This is a genomic window from Trichocoleus sp. DQ-U1 (genome assembly GCF_039961925.1).
Lineage (GTDB): Bacteria > Cyanobacteriota > Cyanobacteriia > Cyanobacteriales > FACHB-T130 > FACHB-T130.
The window spans coordinates 106,962-125,677 of the sequence record NZ_JAMPKB010000006.1 but is presented as its reverse complement, the minus strand read 5'-3'; the positions used below and the strand labels follow the sequence as shown (position 1 = coordinate 125,677).

General features: G+C 47.2%; 12 protein-coding genes and 1 pseudogene. 5 read left to right on the top strand and 8 right to left on the bottom strand.

All coding sequences use genetic code 11. The annotated features are described in order from the left end of the window. Positions 1 to 242: 242 nt before the first annotated feature. Positions 243 to 3,590 carry a pentapeptide repeat-containing protein gene (locus NDI34_RS04460; RefSeq protein WP_348231980.1) on the bottom strand — a complete coding sequence of 1,116 codons (3,348 nt, stop codon included), beginning with the start codon at positions 3,588 to 3,590 and terminating at the stop codon, positions 243 to 245. A 342-nt stretch (positions 3,591 to 3,932) separates the two neighbouring features. Here NDI34_RS04460 and NDI34_RS04455 point away from each other — a divergent pair, with 342 nt between their 5' ends. Next, entirely contained in the window at positions 3,933 to 5,852 is a 1,920-nt protein-coding gene (locus NDI34_RS04455) for a hypothetical protein (protein ID WP_348231979.1), read from the top strand. A gap of 193 nt (positions 5,853 to 6,045) precedes the next feature. Here the strand turns inward: NDI34_RS04455 and NDI34_RS04450 are convergent, their stop codons facing one another. Then, entirely contained in the window at positions 6,046 to 6,549 is a 504-nt protein-coding gene (locus NDI34_RS04450; protein ID WP_348231978.1) for a peptidoglycan-binding domain-containing protein, read from the bottom strand. Between the two features lie 586 nt (positions 6,550 to 7,135). Between NDI34_RS04450 and NDI34_RS04445 the strand changes: the two genes are divergently transcribed. Further along, entirely contained in the window at positions 7,136 to 9,001 is a 1,866-nt protein-coding gene (locus NDI34_RS04445; protein WP_348231977.1) for a DUF3685 domain-containing protein, read from the top strand. 237 nt (positions 9,002 to 9,238) lie between these two features. Next, a complete protein-coding gene (locus tag NDI34_RS04440) occupies positions 9,239 to 12,001 on the top strand; it encodes an MHYT domain-containing protein (RefSeq protein ID WP_348231976.1) in 2,763 nt (920 codons plus the stop codon). A 190-nt stretch (positions 12,002 to 12,191) separates the two neighbouring features. Here the strand turns inward: NDI34_RS04440 and NDI34_RS04435 are convergent. Beyond that, a pseudogene (locus tag NDI34_RS04435) lies at positions 12,192 to 12,302 on the bottom strand (ISAs1 family transposase); the annotation flags it as partial. Between the two features lie 154 nt (positions 12,303 to 12,456). After that, positions 12,457 to 12,786: a hypothetical protein gene (locus tag NDI34_RS04430; protein ID WP_348231975.1), complete on the bottom strand. Its 330-nt coding sequence runs from the start codon at positions 12,784 to 12,786 to the stop codon at positions 12,457 to 12,459. A gap of 237 nt (positions 12,787 to 13,023) precedes the next feature. On the opposite strand from NDI34_RS04430, the gene NDI34_RS04425 reads away from it, so the two are divergent. Beyond that, complete coding sequence (locus NDI34_RS04425) at positions 13,024 to 13,344, top strand: hypothetical protein (RefSeq protein ID WP_348231974.1); 321 nt, start codon at positions 13,024 to 13,026, stop codon at positions 13,342 to 13,344. Positions 13,345 to 13,460: 116 nt separating this feature from the next. On the opposite strand, the gene NDI34_RS04420 is transcribed toward NDI34_RS04425, so the two are convergent. The 4 genes from NDI34_RS04420 to NDI34_RS04405 form a co-directional block, all read right to left on the bottom strand. Next, a complete protein-coding gene (locus NDI34_RS04420; RefSeq protein ID WP_348231973.1) occupies positions 13,461 to 14,231 on the bottom strand; it encodes a hypothetical protein in 771 nt (256 codons plus the stop codon). Positions 14,232 to 14,341: 110 nt separating this feature from the next. Continuing rightward, positions 14,342 to 14,716 carry an IS1595 family transposase gene (locus tag NDI34_RS04415; protein WP_348231972.1) on the bottom strand — a complete coding sequence of 125 codons (375 nt, stop codon included), beginning with the start codon at positions 14,714 to 14,716 and terminating at the stop codon, positions 14,342 to 14,344. Positions 14,717 to 15,064: 348 nt separating this feature from the next. Beyond that, a complete protein-coding gene (locus tag NDI34_RS04410; protein WP_348231971.1) occupies positions 15,065 to 15,610 on the bottom strand; it encodes an SH3 domain-containing protein in 546 nt (181 codons plus the stop codon). A gap of 47 nt (positions 15,611 to 15,657) precedes the next feature. Beyond that, complete coding sequence (locus NDI34_RS04405; RefSeq protein WP_190428905.1) at positions 15,658 to 17,166, bottom strand: UbiD family decarboxylase; 1,509 nt, start codon at positions 17,164 to 17,166, stop codon at positions 15,658 to 15,660. A gap of 114 nt (positions 17,167 to 17,280) precedes the next feature. On the opposite strand from NDI34_RS04405, the gene NDI34_RS04400 reads away from it, so the two are divergent. Next, on the top strand, positions 17,281 to 18,696 hold the full coding sequence (locus NDI34_RS04400) for an NYN domain-containing protein (RefSeq protein ID WP_348231970.1): 1,416 nt from the start codon (positions 17,281 to 17,283) through the stop codon (positions 18,694 to 18,696). Positions 18,697 to 18,716: the final 20 nt, after the last annotated feature.

Genomic DNA, 18,716 nt, shown 5'->3' with positions numbered 1-18,716 from the left:
GACGGAAAATTTTGAGTAACTACAGGCTGATTAAAGTTTAGTGAAAAACGCTTGTAGCAGGCTGTCTAGTTTGATTAAGTGGGCTAACTGAGGGTGGGAAAACTGGAGATTAAATCGCTGCTCCAAATTTCCTTTACCTAACATTTACAAATAGACCCACTAGCGCTAGTAAGTGGAATTGGGCGTTAGCGAAACCTAACAAATACTTCATACGGTTCTAGAGTTTTTAACACCCTCAACAGCTAGTTGCTTCGTTGAGGGTTTTCTACTAGCGCCGTCTCATCATCGTATTGGGAATCTACCTTCGGAGCTTCTTGGAATGCTAAGGGTTCCCCTAGGGTAGAAGAAGTTTCTGCAATCACCGTTTCATCGTCTTCGTCCTCCGTAGGTGCTTCTGGCAACATCGGTTCTCCTTCGGCACTTTCTATCAGAAACACTGTAGGTTCAGAATCTGCACTGCCTTTGTCCTGAGCGCTTCCAGCCTGTTTGAGACGGGGTAATCTTTGAATGTATGCCTGGAACTCTTCCAAGGAAAATAGGGCACCATTTTTCCGGGCAAAGTAGTGGTTCTGGTCATCTAACTGGGCTTGAAACAGACAAGCATGAGTGATGTTCGCTAACGTAAGATTAGTTCTTTGCAGGTTAGCGCCGGTTAAGTTTGCCCCTTCAAGCCTTGCTCCAGCAAGATTGGCTCCTGATAAGTCAGCACCGGAGAGATTCGCCCAAGACAAATTAGCTTGCTGGAGGTTGGCACCTGCTAAATTGGCTCCTGCTAGCTCAGCCGCTAACAGATTAGTTTGCCAGAGGTTAGCCTCTGCTAACAGAGCATGATTCAAACAGGCAGAGCGTAGCTGTAATTGACTGAGGCTGTGCCGCGCCCTCTGCCAAAAGGCGGTGGGAGATAGGACAACAGTGCGACCGATTAAAGTCAGCAGTGCTTCGGCGTCAAATTCAGATGGCAGGTCGGGGTTGCCGCAAGGCCAGAAAGAAATCTGCGTTGCCCGATGACCGAGATGTGCTTCGCGCATCTGCTTTGCGATCGCGCTGAGCAACAAGAAGACATTCAGCCCAACGGCGGCATCGATTTGCAAGATTTTTAAGGGGTTGTGCAACGCCTGCAACTGGGTATGACACTGGTGGGCGATTCCTTCATCTAGCCAGCGACCTCGACAGTAGGTGCGGTAAAACCGATAGAGGCGTTCAAACAAAACATTGAAGCTAAACTGAGCCGGGTTGCGCTCAAAAATCCGCCGCAGTCGCTCAATTACCATGTCTTCGATTTCAACTGACAATACGCCATAACCCAGTAATTGATAAAGATGCTGGGCTACATTAACCGGCGAGTGGATCGCAAAGGTGAATTCACCGTAGGTATCTTGGACTGGTAGGGTGAGGGCTTGCATCTGAGTGGCAATTTCTTCAGCGCAGAGATATTCTCCCAGGTTGCGGTGAGAAAACTCGATCGCTGAGTGATGAGTGTGGAAGAAAAAGGCTGGCAGGGTGTCATCTGACGGCTGTAAGCGGGGGTTTATCGGTTTCTGTGACTCCGTCACCATTCTGGTAAAGGTCGCCTCTACAGCGGATTGGGGGGCTTGATGGCGACCTGTTTGCAGAATGGTCAGTGCCGCCACTTGCATCTGGTGGCGTAGGTCTTGGGGGCGTCGGTTTTGCAGGAGATGAGCGATCGCATCATTGCTGCGGTAAGCATGAGCCAGACCTTCCCGAATCACAAAAGGCATGGAACCGCTGCCAGCTTCGGGGTATGCCAAAAGCCAGCGGCAAATCCGGTCGTAAATTTCAAACTTCGCTTGGGGTAATGTCAGGTGAAAGATCGTGTCGTTGAGCAGTCCATCTCGATGCAAGATACCCAGTAGATAGAGCATCAAAGGCTTGCGGACGAGGGCGGCGAGTACGTTAGCAGCGCCTGGGGTGCCAACGGGACGAGTCGAAAAGCCGCCTCTTTCTTTGACAAAGGCGAAATATCCTTGAGCGATCGCTTTCGATTGCAGTTTCGACCACTGCTTGAACCACTCCCGGAACTCCTCGTGTTCCATTGGCTGAATTGCAATCCGCCGCCGCAAATCGTGGGGCAAAGGTATCAGAGTAGAGGCAAGATCGAAATATTCTCCTTCTCTCCCAGTTGTCCGGCTGGTCAGAATAATCTTGTGGCGGGGCGTGCCCTCAAAAGACGCCATTGCTTCCCCTTGAAACTGCATCAGCTGGTTCAGGAAGGCATGGTAATGACGCCCTGCGTGGCTTGATCGGGGCAATTCATCCAAGCCATCCAGAATCAACAAGCAAGGAGGATGCATTGGTGAAAGCCAACCATCTGCATCTGTAAATCTGCCCCAAGGGAAGGCAGAGTTCAGGGTTTGCTCCAAAGTTTGCCCCAAGGTAGCGTCCTTGAGTCGGATGAACGCTGGCATCCATCTAGGGTAAAGCTCCTGAGCAACGGTTGATGCCAATATTTGGCAAAAACTGGTCTTGCCCGTGCCCGGAAGACTCTCGATCGCCGCAATGCTGGTCGTATCATTTAGCTGAGCCGTGACCCACTCCATTAAATCCACGGGTTTCGCAGGTACGGCGTTAGCGGCAAGCGGTGTCGTGGTCGGATCTGACTTGGGATTTTTCGTCTCTAACCGGGTGGAGCTTTCTTCGAGCAGCACTCCCTTCAAAGGGACGTATAAATCCTTTAGGGCAAAAGGTTCTGCCAGTAACGGTTCGCTCAAAGATTGTAGAAGGCTGGCTCGATAGCGTTCTCGTTCGAGGTTCAGCGAAAATTGTGGCGTGTTTGGGTCTGAGTTTTGATTTGGCTCAAAATTCAAAGTGGTGGAGAACCCAGAACGCTTCCGCTCCGGGTTTCCCGCACCAGGAGTATCCTGCCAAGTTGATAAATTCCCTAGCTGGACAAATTTCTGTAGTTGTGCCAGCGGCAGGGCATTTTCAGCGATCGCGGCAAGTAAATATCCTGGGAGTCCGTGAACCAGGCGTTGGGCGATTAGCTTGGCTTCTGTTTCCTCGGCACCATTGGCGATCAACCAGGCAATGCCGGTACTGTTCATCTGCTGCACGAGAAAGGAGTCGCCCACCATACTCAGCGCTTGTTCTGCCTGACTATCGGTGAGGCGTCCGGGACGCAAAGTTTTCAGTAAGGCTTGCAACTGGGGATCGGAAAGGGGCGCATCCCACACCTGCCCGTACAAGTCTTCTGACTCGCCTGGGACGCCTGCACGAGACAACCACGGTCTTCTCAGTTGAGATTCTTGTTCTAAAATTCCTTGTAAGGCATTCAGGTAAGCAATTTGGAAAGTTAGCCAGGTTCCTTCGTTGCGCTTCAGGGGCTTTTTTTGACTCAGGATACGCAGCAACCCCACACAAAGTTGGGAAGCTACGCCTGCCACTTCCCAAGCTGCTCTCAAAGGTAGTTCTAAGACTTCCGCTAAGACACTAATATCAAAAGGTGTCAGGCTCTTGAGTTCCATATCCCGGACAATGCGAAAGGCAATTCCGGCAATCTGAGTGCCTGGGTGCCTCAAGGTTGCCAGTTCAATGTTGCGTTCCGCCAGCCAATGCCGAATGCTAAGGCTCATCCCACCTCAATTCTAGGAAATAACTCAATATGCCACTTATTAGTCATGTTATCGGGAGTGTAGGCGGCTGGTGTGCCGACCAATCGTGATGAATGGGGTAGAAGCTGTTTTTCATCATCCCTAATTGAGTTGAATTTCAGGATAACTTATGTAAGAGCGAAGCACGGGTGCAAAAAATCAGCTCGATCTCTAAATTCACTCACAAAAGCTTTACCCCTACAAACTTAAAGCTTTTATTATCAGTTTTAGACCCTTTACGCTGACGGCGATTCGGCTCCGGATCGATGTCATCAAGCAGGAGCAGCAAAACGAGGACTCAAGGGTAGTGGTAGTGAGATGGTAGTGAAAAGACAATTACATGAATTTCAAGTACGCACGGCAAACCGATTGCGGCAACGGCAGGGACGCAAACTGGTAATTAGAGTCGTCTCGAATGCCAGCGCATCTGCCACCAAGCTCCGGGACGAGGATGCGGAGCAAACTGAAGCCCCTGCCTCAGCGATGCAGCCACCTCTGACACCGCTTAAACGGCGAAACAAATTTTCGCGGTGGTGGCTGTTGTGGCTAAGTATTATCTTTGGGTTGGGTGGGACAGCACTCGCGGCTTTCTTCTTGCTGGCAACGATTCCTCCCCAAGTTAACTGTAAAAATATGTCGCCTTTAGCTCCGGAAATGGATCGGTTGACTTGCGCCCAGCAGGCGGCTCAGTCGGGCAAGTTAGAGCAGCTGGTGGAGGCAATGAAGTTCGTCAAGAGCTTGTCCCCCGATAACCCGGTGTATCCAGAAGCGACTCGGCTGATGGAAGACTGGTCGCGATCGCTCTTGGCGATCGCCCGTCAGAAAATTGACCAAGGAGATTTAAAGGGAGCGATCGCCATTGCCCGCCAAGTTCCCTCCTCTAGCCCCTTGTATCCAGAGGTGCAAGCAGCGATGAAACAATGGCAAGGGGATTGGCGGAAGGGTGAGGAGATTACCAAAAAATTCTTAGCAACTTTAAAAGAACAAAAGTGGTTTGAAGCTTCTTTGCAAATACAGGCTTTGTCTCGCCTCGATAACCGCTACTGGGATCAAAAACAACTGGATAAACTGATCGATCGGATGACTCAGGAAAAAAAAGCTTGGCAACAGTTAGAAGAGGCGCAGACATTTGCCGAAGCCAAGACACCTGAGGGATACGCGCCAGCGATCGCCCTGGCAGGAAAGGTGAACCCCAACACCTATGTCAAATCAAAGGCAAAAGCCGAAATCAATCTCTGGAGCCAGGAGTTGCTAAAAATAACTGCCGAGCATTTCGAGAAGGAAGAGTTTGACCGTGCTATTACCGCCGCCCAGCTGATTCCTCCGAAGACTTCAGTCTATAAGGAAGCTCAAGATTGGATTCAACTGAGTCGTTCTTATGCAGTTGCTCAGGAAAATAAAATCCTCAGCTTCCTAGAGGCGCAAGCGGCGCTGCGTCAGATTTCCCCAAAAAGTCCGCTTCGCCAGCAAGCACGAGTGACCGAGGCGCTTTGGCAATCTAATTTACAAGATCGGCTGCAAATGCAATTTGCCGAAACAATAGCCAGCTTCGATCAACCGTTGGCATTTGAATTTGCGATTAGCCAAGCCCAAGCGATCGCGCCCAAACGACCTGGACGCATCGAAGCCCAAACTCAAATTGCCCACTGGCGGAAGCAAATTCAACAAATTCAAGACCGAATCGCCCTTGCCCGATCTAAACAGCTGGCTACACCGGGAACTCTAGAAAGTTTGAGGGCGGCGGTTGAGGAGGGAAGCCGGATTAAGCTGGGTCAGCCTTTGCGGATAGAGGCGCAAACCTATATCGCCCAATGGACTAAAGCTATCCAAACGATGGAAGACCGACCGATCCTAGATTTAGCGAAAGGTTTGGCTCAGCAGGGAAATCTCCAGGCGGCGGTTGCAGCTGCCTCCAAAATCGCTCCTGGACGTGCTTTGTACTCTGAGGCACAGGCATCGCTGAGCGATTGGGTAACGCAAATTCAAATCGCTGAAGATACGCCGATTCTTAACGAGGCGAACGCTTTAGCGGCTGATGGGCGGCTCACTGCGGCAATTAATAAGGCTTCTAGGATTCGCTACGGTCGGGCACTGTATCGAGAAGCGCAAGGAGCGATCGCTCGTTGGGCATCTGAACGAGAAGCCATTTTAATAGAAAGACAAAAGGCAGCTGAACTTCAGCAGTCTATCGAAGACAGTTCCTCTGAATCTCAAACGAATAGTGAGCCGGAGGGGAATTATTGACGCTGTCGATCTCCCTCACCGAGAAGGGACAGTAAAGTTTCCCAAGGCTTGGATAATTCCCCCAGCCTCTCATCCTGGGGCGAAATAAACAAAGGCTGCATAGGCAGCCTTTGTTTGGCTGCTTGACTTTTTCAGCATTTTCTCTTTTATTGGCACGCTCCTGCTGGAGAGTGCCCATCGTTCTGTATCTGCTTTAAGCTGCAATCATCGCTTCCCAAGTCCGAGGGCCAACGATGCCATCCGGGCTTAAGTTTCTCGACTGCTGGAAGGCGATGACGGCTGAGCGCGTTTGCGACCCATATACGCCATCAATTCCGCCTTTATAGAGTCCTCGATTTTTTAATACTGTCTGAACTTCTGTCACTACTGCTCCCTGACTACCGCTTTTTAGCATCGGCGCGGGTGAGGGAGAATAGCGGGCAAGGGGATTAAATTTTGCAGGTGCTATGTTTTCAGCGGGCACAGTTGGCCCTTCATTACGCCCAGTGGGATCGGGAATCAGCTGCGCTTGTCTTGTTGGCTGCTCATAGCTCCCACCGTGCATATCGATGGGCACTTCATTTATCTCAGGGTTGATCTGAGAAGCACTAATCCCGGCAGCGTTTGCACTCATCCCGTTCAAGAGTAGCGGGAGCGAGGCAACCGCAGAAAGAATGCTCAGGGATTTGATACTTGACTTAAAAAATTTTGCTGTCATCAGCGTCAGTTCCTCTTTCAAAAACACAAGATGCTAATAAATGCACCGTTTGTGGCTTAGAAAGCCTCCTATTTGTGATTCATCCGAAGCTTCTTGCTTTGAATGATTTCCAGCTTTTGTATGTCTTCGTTAGCTTATAGGAGATGTCGAGTCTGAGCATAGTTCTATAGTTAGAGCTTCTAGGTGCTAAATATCTGACTATAGCAATAGCGGCTCGATTTTCAATACAGGAACTAGATGATGATGTTTCTGTAGTAGCAGGGGGAGCAATGCCTGCTCTAATCGCATTTTGTGGGTCTTGTCCGCTCTAAAATCTACAACTTTTTCTTTAGCGTGAACTAAAGACAGGGGAAGATTAAATAGGATGATTTAAGATAAATTTCCCAAAAAACAAAAAAATAGTTAGATAGCAGCGATCGCGCTCTGTGGAAAATACAAGGGAAAGTACAAGCGTGGCGAACTGACTTTTTCTGCGCGAGGCGTTATCCTCGCTTCCAAGGTACGCGATCGCGCTCTGTTCGTATCGCCCCTGGAATGAGTAATCTGTTATAGCAGGGAGAAAGCGGTGTGAAGCAGGAGGTTGTTGATGAGCGATCGCGTAGCGGATACCCTTGGGACTGTTCGCCGCTTCAAGTTGATGCTAATCGATGATGACCCGATTTTTCGGTTGGGTCTTAGCACCGCTTTGGCGTCGTTTCCCGACCTGCAAGTCGTTGCCCAGGCGGATAGCGTTGCTGACGCTTTGCAGACGTTGGCAGATGGAGTTGGTACAGACAACGCTCCAAATCTGGTGATTTTAGAACTAAACCTAGGTCGCTCTAACTTGTCTTTGGGGGGATCGATCGGGTTGCAGCTGTGCCAGGAATTAAAGACGCAATTCCCGAAATTACCGATATTCCTTCTCAGCCAACGACTCACGCCAGAGGAACTGATAGCAGCCAGAACCCTAGGCGTCGAGGGCTATTGCCCCAAAGGCACCGATCTCTCGGTTCTGGTGCCAGCTCTTCGTCAGGTAGCCGTTGGGGAAGTTTACTGGTCAGAACTCGTACAGACGCAAAACGACGCGCCTGTAGAAGCCTCAGATGTCATACAAAGTCGTTCATCCTTGCTCTGGCAAATCCGTCAGTCGGGACTACGGCAAATCGATACCGCGATCGCCCAGGTGACAAACCAAGTACAAAACCCCAATCTTTCGACACTAGACTGGTTCATCCTAACGGGACGGCGACGAGAATTGCGGACAGCCCGTTGGCTGGTCAATCAGCTGTTACCTGTGGCGACGACAGGCGCAAGAAATCAGGTGGCAGGGACGGGTTTTACTGACCCCCCTGAGGAAAACCCGAATGACCTCCTCAACCCACCTAGATCGGGAAGTCGCGATCGCCGCAGTGGGACTCCTCTCCCTACCCCGGAACCGAGGAGAAGAAATAATCCCTCGTTAGACTCAACACTCGCGACTCAGTCCTCAGCACTTTCTGAATCCTCGATCCTCAGCCCCCTGCTAGACGCTACTTTAAATAAACTTCAATTCGGACTCAAGAATCTGACTGGCTCTCCGTTGGAAATTGATATTCTGCTGGAAGAAAAGAAACGGGAATTGCTCTATCTGATCTTGCGTAAATTCGAGGATGTCTTAGAGGAACTGCGCTTTTCCCAGCTACAGCCGGAAGCGATCGCTCTGAAGCACTCGCTGATTCTGCGGGATTTGTGGCAAGCGTCTACCACTGATTTTTTTGGCAAATATTGCACGATTCAAGTCGGAAACCTTGAAGTAGATATTGTCAATACATTGTTACAAGATGCAACAATTATTCAACAATCTTTTCTAGATAAAATTCCTCTGGTTGTCGAAATCATCAACTATTTGCTTTTTCAAACTCCGCTGATGATTGATAATGTTTCCTACTCTTTTGGGACACCGGAAGCGCGGGATCGAGCAGAAGTTATCTTGGAGAATTTATTAATTCAAATTGCCAATAGCGTTGTCCAACCCCTGCTGAACTATTTCGCAGATGTGGAAGCAATTAAGCAGATTTTTTACGATAGACGGTTAATTTCATCGCGGGAAATTGCTCGATTTCGGAACAATTTATCGTGGAAATATCGTTTAGAAAGATATGTGGGTGAGCCAACCGCAATTTTTGAAAGCCGATATCTTCTGCTAGCGCTGGGTGGCATTGGAATCAAAAAAATCTCTATTTATGCCCCCCGCACTGATGAATTACAGCAACTCAGGGGTGCCCAACTCGCTTGTACGCTAGCGCTAGAAACTAGAGATGCGATCGCGCCACGTCTGCGCTCAACGGTTGCCTTCCTAGGTAGCGGTGTTGTTTACGTCCTCACGCAAGTAATCGGCAGAGGCATTGGCTTAATTGGACGCGGCATCATTCAAGGCATTGGCACAACGTTACAAGAAACTCGGTTTGGCAAAAATGGCGAACGCCAGAAGTAAAAAAGGCAGGTGAAAAAGGACAAGTAAAAAGGGTAGGGGTGCAGGGGCATTCTACCTCGTTCTCTGTTCCTTCTCCTCGATTTCCATAAGATTAACTCATAGGAAGATATACTCAGGCTATTCCTGAAGGTTAAACAGTTTTCAACCGCTGCTCCGATAAAATTTAAACACTTGAATCAGGCAATCCGATCGTGAGAGATTGCGATTGCCACCACAATCTCAGCGTTCAGTATAGAGATGAAGGGAATCAATGATGCAGCCCAAGAGATGATAGCAACCTACGATTTACGTCTGGTTGTGCTTTCGATGGCGATCGCGATCGCCGCTTCCTACACGGCGCTGGATTTAGCGGGACGAGTCACGGCGGCTCAAGGACGTGGGCGGAAGCTGTGGCTAGCGGGAGGTGCAATCGCGATGGGAAGTGGCATTTGGTCGATGCATTTTATCGGAATGCTCGCCTATTGCCTGCCAATCTCAATGGCTTACGATTTCCCCACCGTCTTGGTTTCGATGGGAGTCGCAGCGATCGCTTCCGGCGCAGCTTTGTATATCGTTAGCCGCGAACAAATGGGTTGGCGAAGATTACTCGCGGGTGGCATTTTCATGGGCTGTGGCATTGCCGCGATGCACTATACAGGCATGGCGGGGATGCGGTTAGAAGCGACCGTTACCTATGACCTTAGACTGGTAGCAGTTTCGATGGCGATCGGCATTAGTGCTTCCTGGCTCGCCTTGTGGTTAGCTTTTCATCTGCGTACAGCGGCGACATTAATCGGGAACTTGCGAAAGATCGGCAGCGCGATTGTCATGGGATGCGCGATCGCAGGGATGCACTATACCGGGATGGCAGCGGTAAGCTATCAATCAACCAATCCCTCCGGGATGGAGTTGTCCCTGATGATGGACAATTCTTGGCTGGCAGTTGAAATTGGAATTGCCACGACGATCGTGCTGGCGCTAGCGCTGCTGGGTTCTGTCTTCGATCGACGGCTAAAAATTGAGCTTGCCAGAGCAGAGGCACTGCGGGAAAGCGAAGAGCGGTTCCGGGCTTTAGCGCAGAATGCCTCTGACATTCTTGTGATTGTTGCAGCTGATGGCACGATTCGCTACACCAGCGCCTCCATTCAATCGATTTTGGGCTACGAACCGGAAAATTGGCTCTCGAAAAAAGCAATTGAAATTGTTCATCCGAGCGATCGCCCCCAAGGAGAGAAACTATTAGCAGATGCACTGAATTCTCCAACTAGCAACTCTCCAACCAGCAAAATTACCGCACAGTTTCGCATCCAGAAAGTCGATGGCTCTTGGCGAGATTTTGAAGCGATCGCCAATAATTTACTAGATGTGAAGAGTGTAGCGGGTATCGCGATCGCTTACCGCGACATTACCGAGCGCCAGCGATCGCAGGAGTCGCTGCGGGAAAGCGAACAACGATTTCGCCTGATGGCAGATATGGCTCCCGTGATGTTGTGGATGTGCGATTGCGACAAAACTTGTAATTATTTTAATAAAGGCTGGCTCGACTTTACTGGCAGGACTTTAGAAGAATCAATCGGCATGGGTTGGACGCAAAGCCTCCATCCTGACGATCTTCAGCAGTGTGTAGAAACATACCGCACTGCCTTTGATGCCCGCGAAAATTTTGAAATGGAATACCGCCTGAGGCGCTTTGATGGCGAGTATCGCTGGGTTTTCGATCGAGGCGTTCCCCGGCTGACTCCAGGCGGGAGCTTTGTCGGTTATATCGGCTCTTGTATCGACATTACCGAGCGCAAGCAAGCCGAACAAGAGCGCGAAAAACTGCTCGTTTACGAACAACAGGCGAGAATGGCAGCTGAAGAAACCAACCGCCTGAAGGATGAGTTCTTAGCAACCCTCTCTCACGAGCTTCGCACCCCCCTCAACTCAATGCTGGGATGGACTCAGTTGCTTCGGACTCGGAAGCTTGACGAAGCGATTATTGTGCGGGCAATGGAGACAATTGAGCGTAATGCTCGGTTGCAAACACAGCTAATTGAGGATCTGCTGGATGTTTCGCGGATTATTCAGGGGAAATTTCGCCTTTATGTCCGTCCGCTGGAGCTATCCTCCGTCATTGAAGCTGCGATCGCGACCATCCAACCGGCGGCTAGTGCCAAGTCGATTCGATTGGAGTCTTTTCTTGATTCCTCCGCAGGGTTAATCTGCGGCGATCCCGACCGCTTGCAGCAAGTTGTATGGAATTTACTGTCGAATGCAGTGAAGTTTACACCCAAACGGGGGCGAGTCGAGGTGCGGCTGGAGCGGAGCAACTCTTGGGTTGAGATTCAAGTCAGCGACACCGGACAGGGAATCGCTGCCGACTTTCTCCCCTATGTGTTCGATCGTTTCCGTCAAGCTGATAGCTCCATCACCCGGTCATACGGCGGACTGGGACTGGGGTTAGCCGTCGCCCGCCACTTGATAGAACTGCACGGAGGTACGGTCTTTGCCCAAAGTCCGGGAGAAGGAAAAGGCGCAACCTTTACAGTGAAGCTGCCGATCCTCGCTGTCCTCATCGAGCCAAAGGATATCGAGCAGGGATTCTGGACAAGGGACAACGAAGGACTCTCAGAGTGTCCTCCAGGACTCAACGGATTGCGAGTGCTGGTAGTAGATGATGAAGCCGATGCCCGTGAGTTGCTGACGGTTATCTTGCAACACTACGGAGGCGAAGTGATGGCAGTTGCATCCGCAAAAGAGGCAATGGCAGTCTTAACTGACGATGCTTCGGATTGGCGTCCGGATGTCCTGGTGAGCGACATCGATATGCCGAACGAGGACGGCTATACTTTTATCCGCAAAGTTAGGGCGCTGGATGCACAACAAAAGGGAATTCCAGCTTTGGCTCTGACAGCGTATGCCAGAGAAGAAGATCGCTCGCGGGCTGTCAAAGCTGGCTTTCAGACACACGTCGCGAAGCCAGTGAAACCATTAGCATTGGTGGCAGCGATCGCCCATTTATCCAGACGATGCGGATGAATCGGAGAATCTTTTCCTGACGCAATCAATCTCGTCTGGAGACGGGGAGTTTAACTCCACCCCTGCCCCTCCTCCCTTCAGGGTAGTTTCATACAAGAAGAGAAAAAACTTGGTAGAGTTGATTGGCTAAAGCGCGTTGCGCCTGAGGGATAGTTCGGAAACCAAGAAATCTGGCGATGGTAATGAAAAAATTGTGTAAAATCGCCCAATTAACCGGAGCATTGCCACCGCGTCGGGGTGGAAAGTCTTCAGCGAAGGTAACATCTCTAACCCAATGGAGCCGGTTTTCAATCCCCCAATGTCCAATGGTGTCGGCTAGAAATTGGTTGGCACACAGGGATTGACTGCTGATGTAAAACTGACAATCATGAAAGTGTTGACCATCCCGAAAGCCCTCTCGTTCGACAAGGTTCCATCAAGCCGCGTCGTACTGCTTCACTCATTGCTTGGGCTTTCTATAACAAGCCTTCTTCGTAAACCTGCATCAGCGCTAGTAACTCGGAACGTTGTGTTTGTGTAAGTGTCCCATCTTGTTGTCTGTCCAACAGTCTACTCAGACTTTGGTCTTGATCCGGTTCCATCTGAAGCTGCGCTAAAGCCATCACTTCATCATCAGATAAAGCTGATACTGGTTTAATTGCTTCTGAGTGTAGACCAAGTGGTGATAGTGAAAGCTCAATTGTATCTGCCAGGACATCAGCGACATCTCGGCTGCTCAGTTGTGCTAGTCGCTCAGCTCTACGGTAAACCTCATCTGGCAGGGTAAGAGTGACTTGGGTACTCATAAGAATATTTTGTGTAAAAGTTTTCTTTATTGTGGCAGAGGAGAGCGATCGCGTTTGTAGTGGATGGGGATGCGATCGGTTAGTTGCTTATTAGTTGCTTAATAACCCTCTAATTTTAACCTTGATTAAAGTGTAGAAGAAGTTACAGTGTCCTAGTTAGCGGTAGTGACTTCTTAAGAATAAAGAAATTACGATCTTGACTTAGTAATTCTTTAAACTCCTACCTTTAAAAATAAAATGTCACAAGCTAATGCACCAGTACCTAGCAACTCCGGTGCGGAGAGGCTACTTAGCACTTTAGACGCCTTAAAAACTTGTCTAATTCTTGTAGAAGGAATTCAATCTATCTTGAAAAAACACCCTGAAGCAAAAGACATAGCTCCCTATTCAAAGATTGAGCAGCTTTTATTGAATGTGCAATCCGATTTACAAGAACAAGTAAAGCAGGTTGAGCCAAATTTATCAGAACCCGCCGCAAATCTTTATAGAGACGATCAAATTATGAATTCCTGTTGGTTTCAACTGCGTGTAAAAATAAGAACTTTACTGCCAGATTAATTTAAATAACACTAACAGGGTATTTAGATATATCTTTGCACTTTTGGGCTAAATAAGGTACCAAAAAGATGGGTGTAGTTTTACGCCCATAATCATTCATTGACTGACATTTATTATTAACTTTTCATAAGTTCTTTTATCAATTCGTCAAGATAATGTTCAATAATGCCTGTGTTGCCAGAGCGTTGTTGTAGTTCATCATCTAATTTAATAGCCGTGAGCGCATCTTTATAGGGCTTGAAATTATTACCTATCTTTGATAAAGCTGTAGTCATTTCAGGCGGATATACTCGACGCTTGTCAAGCACATCAATACTATCCCGTAACCAATTTACACACCTACCAATATCTTGGCTAAAAGCTCTAGATACAGAAGACATAGCTGAAATATTATTTTTTCGTAATGTTTCAGCGACGATTTTTTCTAATAACTTTTCACGCTCTTTTCTATTGTCTAACCACTTGACAATTTCTTGAGATACCTCATAGTTATTAACGTAGTTTTTAAAAATTTCTTTAAAAGAATTAACTTTTAATAAGCATTCAGTAGCAACAGGTTCATTCGATTTTCTTAATTCTATTTCTACTAATCCTAAAGTTCTTAAATGGTTAATTGCGTAGCTTTTAACCTTATTTTCGCATTCCTTTTCTTTTTCCTCTATTATGGTTTTTGATTGCTCCTCAATTTGAGTATTAATAAAATAGTTAAGAGCCGCTGCTGCTAAAGGAATTAAGCCTAATAAAAAAGGATAAATTATTTTTTCTCTCTCTAAAACAAGTTCATTTTTATCAGGTATCCTACCGATTTCGTAGCCAATCCACCAAAGAAAGGCACTGTAAAGACTAAAGAGTGTGACAGTCGTTGATTTAAAAAGAGTTTTTAACATGGCAATGCCTTTCTAGATAAGGACTTAACAAAAAAATTAAGCTCATATGACACAGAACATAGAGCCTACTATCAGTCTCATTTAAACACTGCAAAAGTTTTTAGACTTGTTTAATACTCGTCAGCTTCGATAAGCCTCCGTAGTAACTCGGCTTCCTCAACCAACGCTTTACGGATACGCTCAATCATGTAGGCTGCTGTATTCTTATTAACCCCAACCTCCTTGGCAAGCTGACGCACGCTGATACTTTCTGGTGAATTTAGGACAAGGTGAATCGCGAAAAACCATTTTTCCAAGTTTACATGAGTCTTATGAAATAAAGTGCCAACTGTAACGCTATATGAAGTAAAACAGAAATTACAGTGGTATCTGCGTTCATTCTTGTATGCTGTAGCATTTTTCGATTCACAATAGGGACACTTTGGCTTTCCACTCCAGCGAATTTGTTCAAGAAGGGCAATGCAATCTTCGTGGTTTCGTCTCATCTTAAAACTCAGAACTCTGAGCTTTAAGATGGATTACAAATTCAAGCGTTCAACTGCCTATTTGTGTCTGTAAGCCGTTTGGGATATGCGATCGCCTGTAAATTATTGATAAAGCAAAACCCCAAAGCAGCTAACCTTGGGGTTTTGCGGGTCTATTCTCAATAAAATTCACTTAAGCTATAGAAAAGACACAGCAGGCGATCGCCTAAGACTTCCTCCTACGCTCCTCTTCAAGCTTGAACTACCGTAAAGCTTGCGATCGCAACAATTTATCAGCCCAAGCCACATCTGCGTCTGAGAGAGATCGCACTAGCCCATAAACCTAATCTATTGCACCCCGCAAAACAATTAAGAACAGGTTGTGCCTACACCACATTGATCGTCACTTTTCAGCCAACCCTTAACACCTCGATATTCAATCTGCGCCCATTGTCCCTGACAGCCTATTAATTTAACATCAGTTCTACGTGGAACTCGTGCGATTTTTCGGCTTTGCTGACTGGGATTGGCATAAAGATTAACGCCATTCGTTTCATAGCCCCTTGTTGCAGTGCCTAACATGGACAAAAACACCCAGCCAGTTCCCTGAAAGCCGCCAATTTCTCTATCAGCATTCGTAATTTTTACCCAATTTCCAGAGGAAGCGATGATTTCAACTGACTCATATGTGGGGATTTTTCCTAAGATTCGACTATTACTACTTGGGCCACTACGCACATTTAAACCTTGCGGATCTTTGTCTATGACAACCGCAGAAATATCGCATTTTTTTTCATTAATTGGTTGTGCTAATACGCTAAGATTAGCCGTACCAGTATTGATAACCCAGCTCATGCTAGCTAGCGCTAATCCTACGGTTAGCTTTGATGCTGTCTTGTTCGCCTTTTTAGCCATAATTTTCCCAATTATTTAACACCAGCGTTAGTGCTGGTGCCAAACAATTACTTCATATCGTAGCCGAACAATTTCGGATCAACTTCTCCTAATTGCAAGTCGGCTAAACCATACTCTGCCCAGCGTCGTTCCACCATCGCCGCCACATCTGGATCGGATTCCAAAGGTTCGCCCCATTCATGTTCGGTTTCAGGAGGAATTTTCGTGGTCGCATCAATTCCCATGCGTCCGCCTAAACCAATTTTTTCACTGGCGAAATCCAAAGTATCAAAAGGCGTATTCGGCAAAATGAAAACATCACGCACGGGGTCAACTTTAGAACTAATTGCCCACACCACTTGACGCGGATCTCGGATGTTAATATCTTTATCCACGACAATCACAAACTTGGTGTAAGTAAACTGAGGTAAAGCACTCCAAAAAGCCAAAGCAGCCCGTCGCGCCTGACCCGGATATGCCTTATCAATGGAAATAATCGCCGCTTTATAACTCAACGCCTCCATTGGGAGGAAGAAATCAACAATCTCTGACACTTGTTGTCGCAAAATCGGGGTATAGATGCGGTTCAGCGCGATCGCCATCATCGCTTCTTCTTTCGGCGGACGACCGCTAAAAGTCGTCATATATATTGGATCTTTGCGGTGCGTCATGCACTGGAAGCGAATTAACGGCGAATCCTCCACACCGCCGTAATAACCCATGTGATCGCCAAAGGGGCCATCTGACAGCACTTCCCCCGGCGTAATCGTGCCTTCTAGGACAAATTCCGAGTCGGCAGGCACTTCTAAATCTACCGTCTTACACTTTGCCAACTGCACCCCAGAACCGCCGTAGAGTCCGGCAAACAGCCATTCTGATAAATCGACTGGAATCGGCGTTGCAGCTGCCATGATGATCAGAGGGTCAACACCGAGTGCGATCGCCACCTCCAACTTTTTCCCCTGTTCCGCCGCCTTGCGTAGATGTCTCGCACCACCCCGCACCGATAGCCAATGCACCGTCATCGTGTTGTGCGATTGCAGTTGCAGGCGATAAACACCGACATTCGGCGTCCCCGTCTCGCAATCCTTGGTAATTACCAAGCCCAACGTGATAATCTTGCCAGCATCCCCAGAATAAGGACGAATTAACGGCAATTGGTTCAGATCCAGATCATCGCCTTGGATAACCACTTGCTGACAGGCTGGGAAAAAATCGCGCCCCGGTTTCGCCTTCAGCACATCAAATAGCACCTTGCCAAATTCCACCGCCTGAGAAATCTTCTTCGGTGGCTTCGGCTGTTGCAACATACTCAGCTTTTTGCCCAGTTCCTCCAACTCCAACGGATGCTGCATATTCATCGCCCAGCAAATCCGTTCAACTGTACCCATCAGGTTCACCGCCACCGGATAAGCTGATCCTTTTACATTTTCAAATAGCAGCCCAGGACCACCGCGTTGTAACATCCGGTTAGAAATCTCAGCAATTTCCATATCTGGGTCAACTAGGGCATCGATTCTCCGTAACTGCCCTCGTTCTTCCAGTAGCTTGATGAATCCCCGCAAGTCTCTTGCCATAGTAAAGATTAAGAAGTATAAAGCACTTTCTTTTATTATGAGGGGAATCCTAAACCTAAGAGCGCTCCCTAGAGACTTCAGGGATACGCCGCCTGAATATAACCCAAAAAAACTATGCCAGATAACGTTCGCGTGACGTCGGTAAATGATTCTACTGTCATTAAGGAAATTAGTTTCTGTATCTATCAAACCATTATTTTTGTTCAGCAACAGCAGCCAAAATTATTAACTGAAAAGTACCGGAATGTTCCTTGGAGTGATGCTCTCTATCAATCCTCTTTCCTATTAAAACTGCAAACAGAATTCAACAAAGCACCTGATAGAGACACACTAATTAAAACAGTACAAAAGTTACTGCGATTAATCTTAACTCCTCAATGTTTAGAATTGCCGATATCTAGTAAATTAATAGAAAAACTCCGTATTTTAATCGATTCAGCATCTGAAATAGCTCCCAGAAATGGCTCAGGCTTTTCACCTCCACCAGAAGCGCCGCGAGTGCTGATTCCAGAGCAACACATCGCGATTTTGCTTTTGGATGCCGAAAACTTACAACTCGATACCGAAACAGAAAAGTTCCTGGCGGCAGTCTGTACTTATCCCATCCAAATCAAAATTGCTTTTGCAAATTGGCGCAATATGGGAAAGCAAGATGCAGAACTACACGGGCGCGGCTACGAACTCATTCATGTTCCTGCTGGTAAAGACAGCGCTGATGTAAAAATGGCAACAGTTGGCTCTTCTATTTTTGTACATTATCCGACTGCTAAAGAAGTTTTTGTCTGCTCATCCGACAAGGTAATGACTCATCTATGTACTACGCTTCAAACTCACGGATTAACAGTATATTTAGTTTGCAAACAAGGAGAGAATATAACTGTCCTCAATAGTAAGACGGGTCATTCTCAGACTCGTTCTCTCAAACCTAATTCAGAAATTCCCTCTCTCGATCAATGTATTATCCAGCTCAAACAGTTAATTAAAGCTGAAAAAGAAGGGGCTGCTAACTCATGGATAAAGCTTTCTAGACTTTCACAGCTTTTTCATACAACATATAACATCACTATCAGTCAGGTAGTATCTGCTCATACTCCGGGCAAGAGAGCTAGAGACATTTTTCTAGAACGTCCCTCCGAGTTTGTTGTGCATCAACCCCAAGATCAAGCTGAATTATATGTAACTATCTTTGATATGAACCAGGAAAATAATTTGATGGTTAAAACTTTTGAAAAAGAAATTGAGTCAAAAACTCAAAAGCCAAGCTCTTTCAGTAAAATCACGTCAAAAATAGAGCTAGAAAAGGCATTAGTTATTATAATAAATGATTTAACAGCTCATTCTCCAGGAAGCTATATTGGAATTCCCAGTGTAGGTAGTGAATTTCATAAACGCTATAAGCAACCCATTACCAAAGTTCTCAAGGACTTACAATTAGGTAGTAAATTTCCTGTTTTTTTGAAATCAAATAATACTTTTAAACTGAAGAAGGCAGCAAATACATATCAAGTAGCGATCGCTCAAAAATCCTAAATCAAATCGCGATCCATTGC

Excerpts from the sequence above, each read along its gene's own strand:
- NDI34_RS04450 (WP_348231978.1), bottom strand. The coding sequence starts at position 6,549 with ATGACAGCAAAATTTTTTAAGTCAAGTATCAAATCCCTGAGCATTCTT.
- NDI34_RS04445 (WP_348231977.1), top strand. The coding sequence starts at position 7,136 with ATGAGCGATCGCGTAGCGGATACCCTTGGGACTGTTCGCCGCTTCAAG.
- NDI34_RS04425 (WP_348231974.1), top strand. The coding sequence starts at position 13,024 with ATGTCACAAGCTAATGCACCAGTACCTAGCAACTCCGGTGCGGAGAGG.
- NDI34_RS04405 (WP_190428905.1), bottom strand. The coding sequence starts at position 17,166 with ATGGCAAGAGACTTGCGGGGATTCATCAAGCTACTGGAAGAACGAGGG.
- NDI34_RS04420 (WP_348231973.1), bottom strand. The coding sequence starts at position 14,231 with ATGTTAAAAACTCTTTTTAAATCAACGACTGTCACACTCTTTAGTCTT.
- NDI34_RS04410 (WP_348231971.1), bottom strand. The coding sequence starts at position 15,610 with ATGGCTAAAAAGGCGAACAAGACAGCATCAAAGCTAACCGTAGGATTA.
- NDI34_RS04460 (WP_348231980.1), bottom strand. The coding sequence starts at position 3,590 with ATGAGCCTTAGCATTCGGCATTGGCTGGCGGAACGCAACATTGAACTG.
- NDI34_RS04430 (WP_348231975.1), bottom strand. The coding sequence starts at position 12,786 with ATGAGTACCCAAGTCACTCTTACCCTGCCAGATGAGGTTTACCGTAGA.
- NDI34_RS04400 (WP_348231970.1), top strand. The coding sequence starts at position 17,281 with ATGCCAGATAACGTTCGCGTGACGTCGGTAAATGATTCTACTGTCATT.
- NDI34_RS04440 (WP_348231976.1), top strand. The coding sequence starts at position 9,239 with ATGAAGGGAATCAATGATGCAGCCCAAGAGATGATAGCAACCTACGAT.
- NDI34_RS04415 (WP_348231972.1), bottom strand. The coding sequence starts at position 14,716 with ATGAGACGAAACCACGAAGATTGCATTGCCCTTCTTGAACAAATTCGC.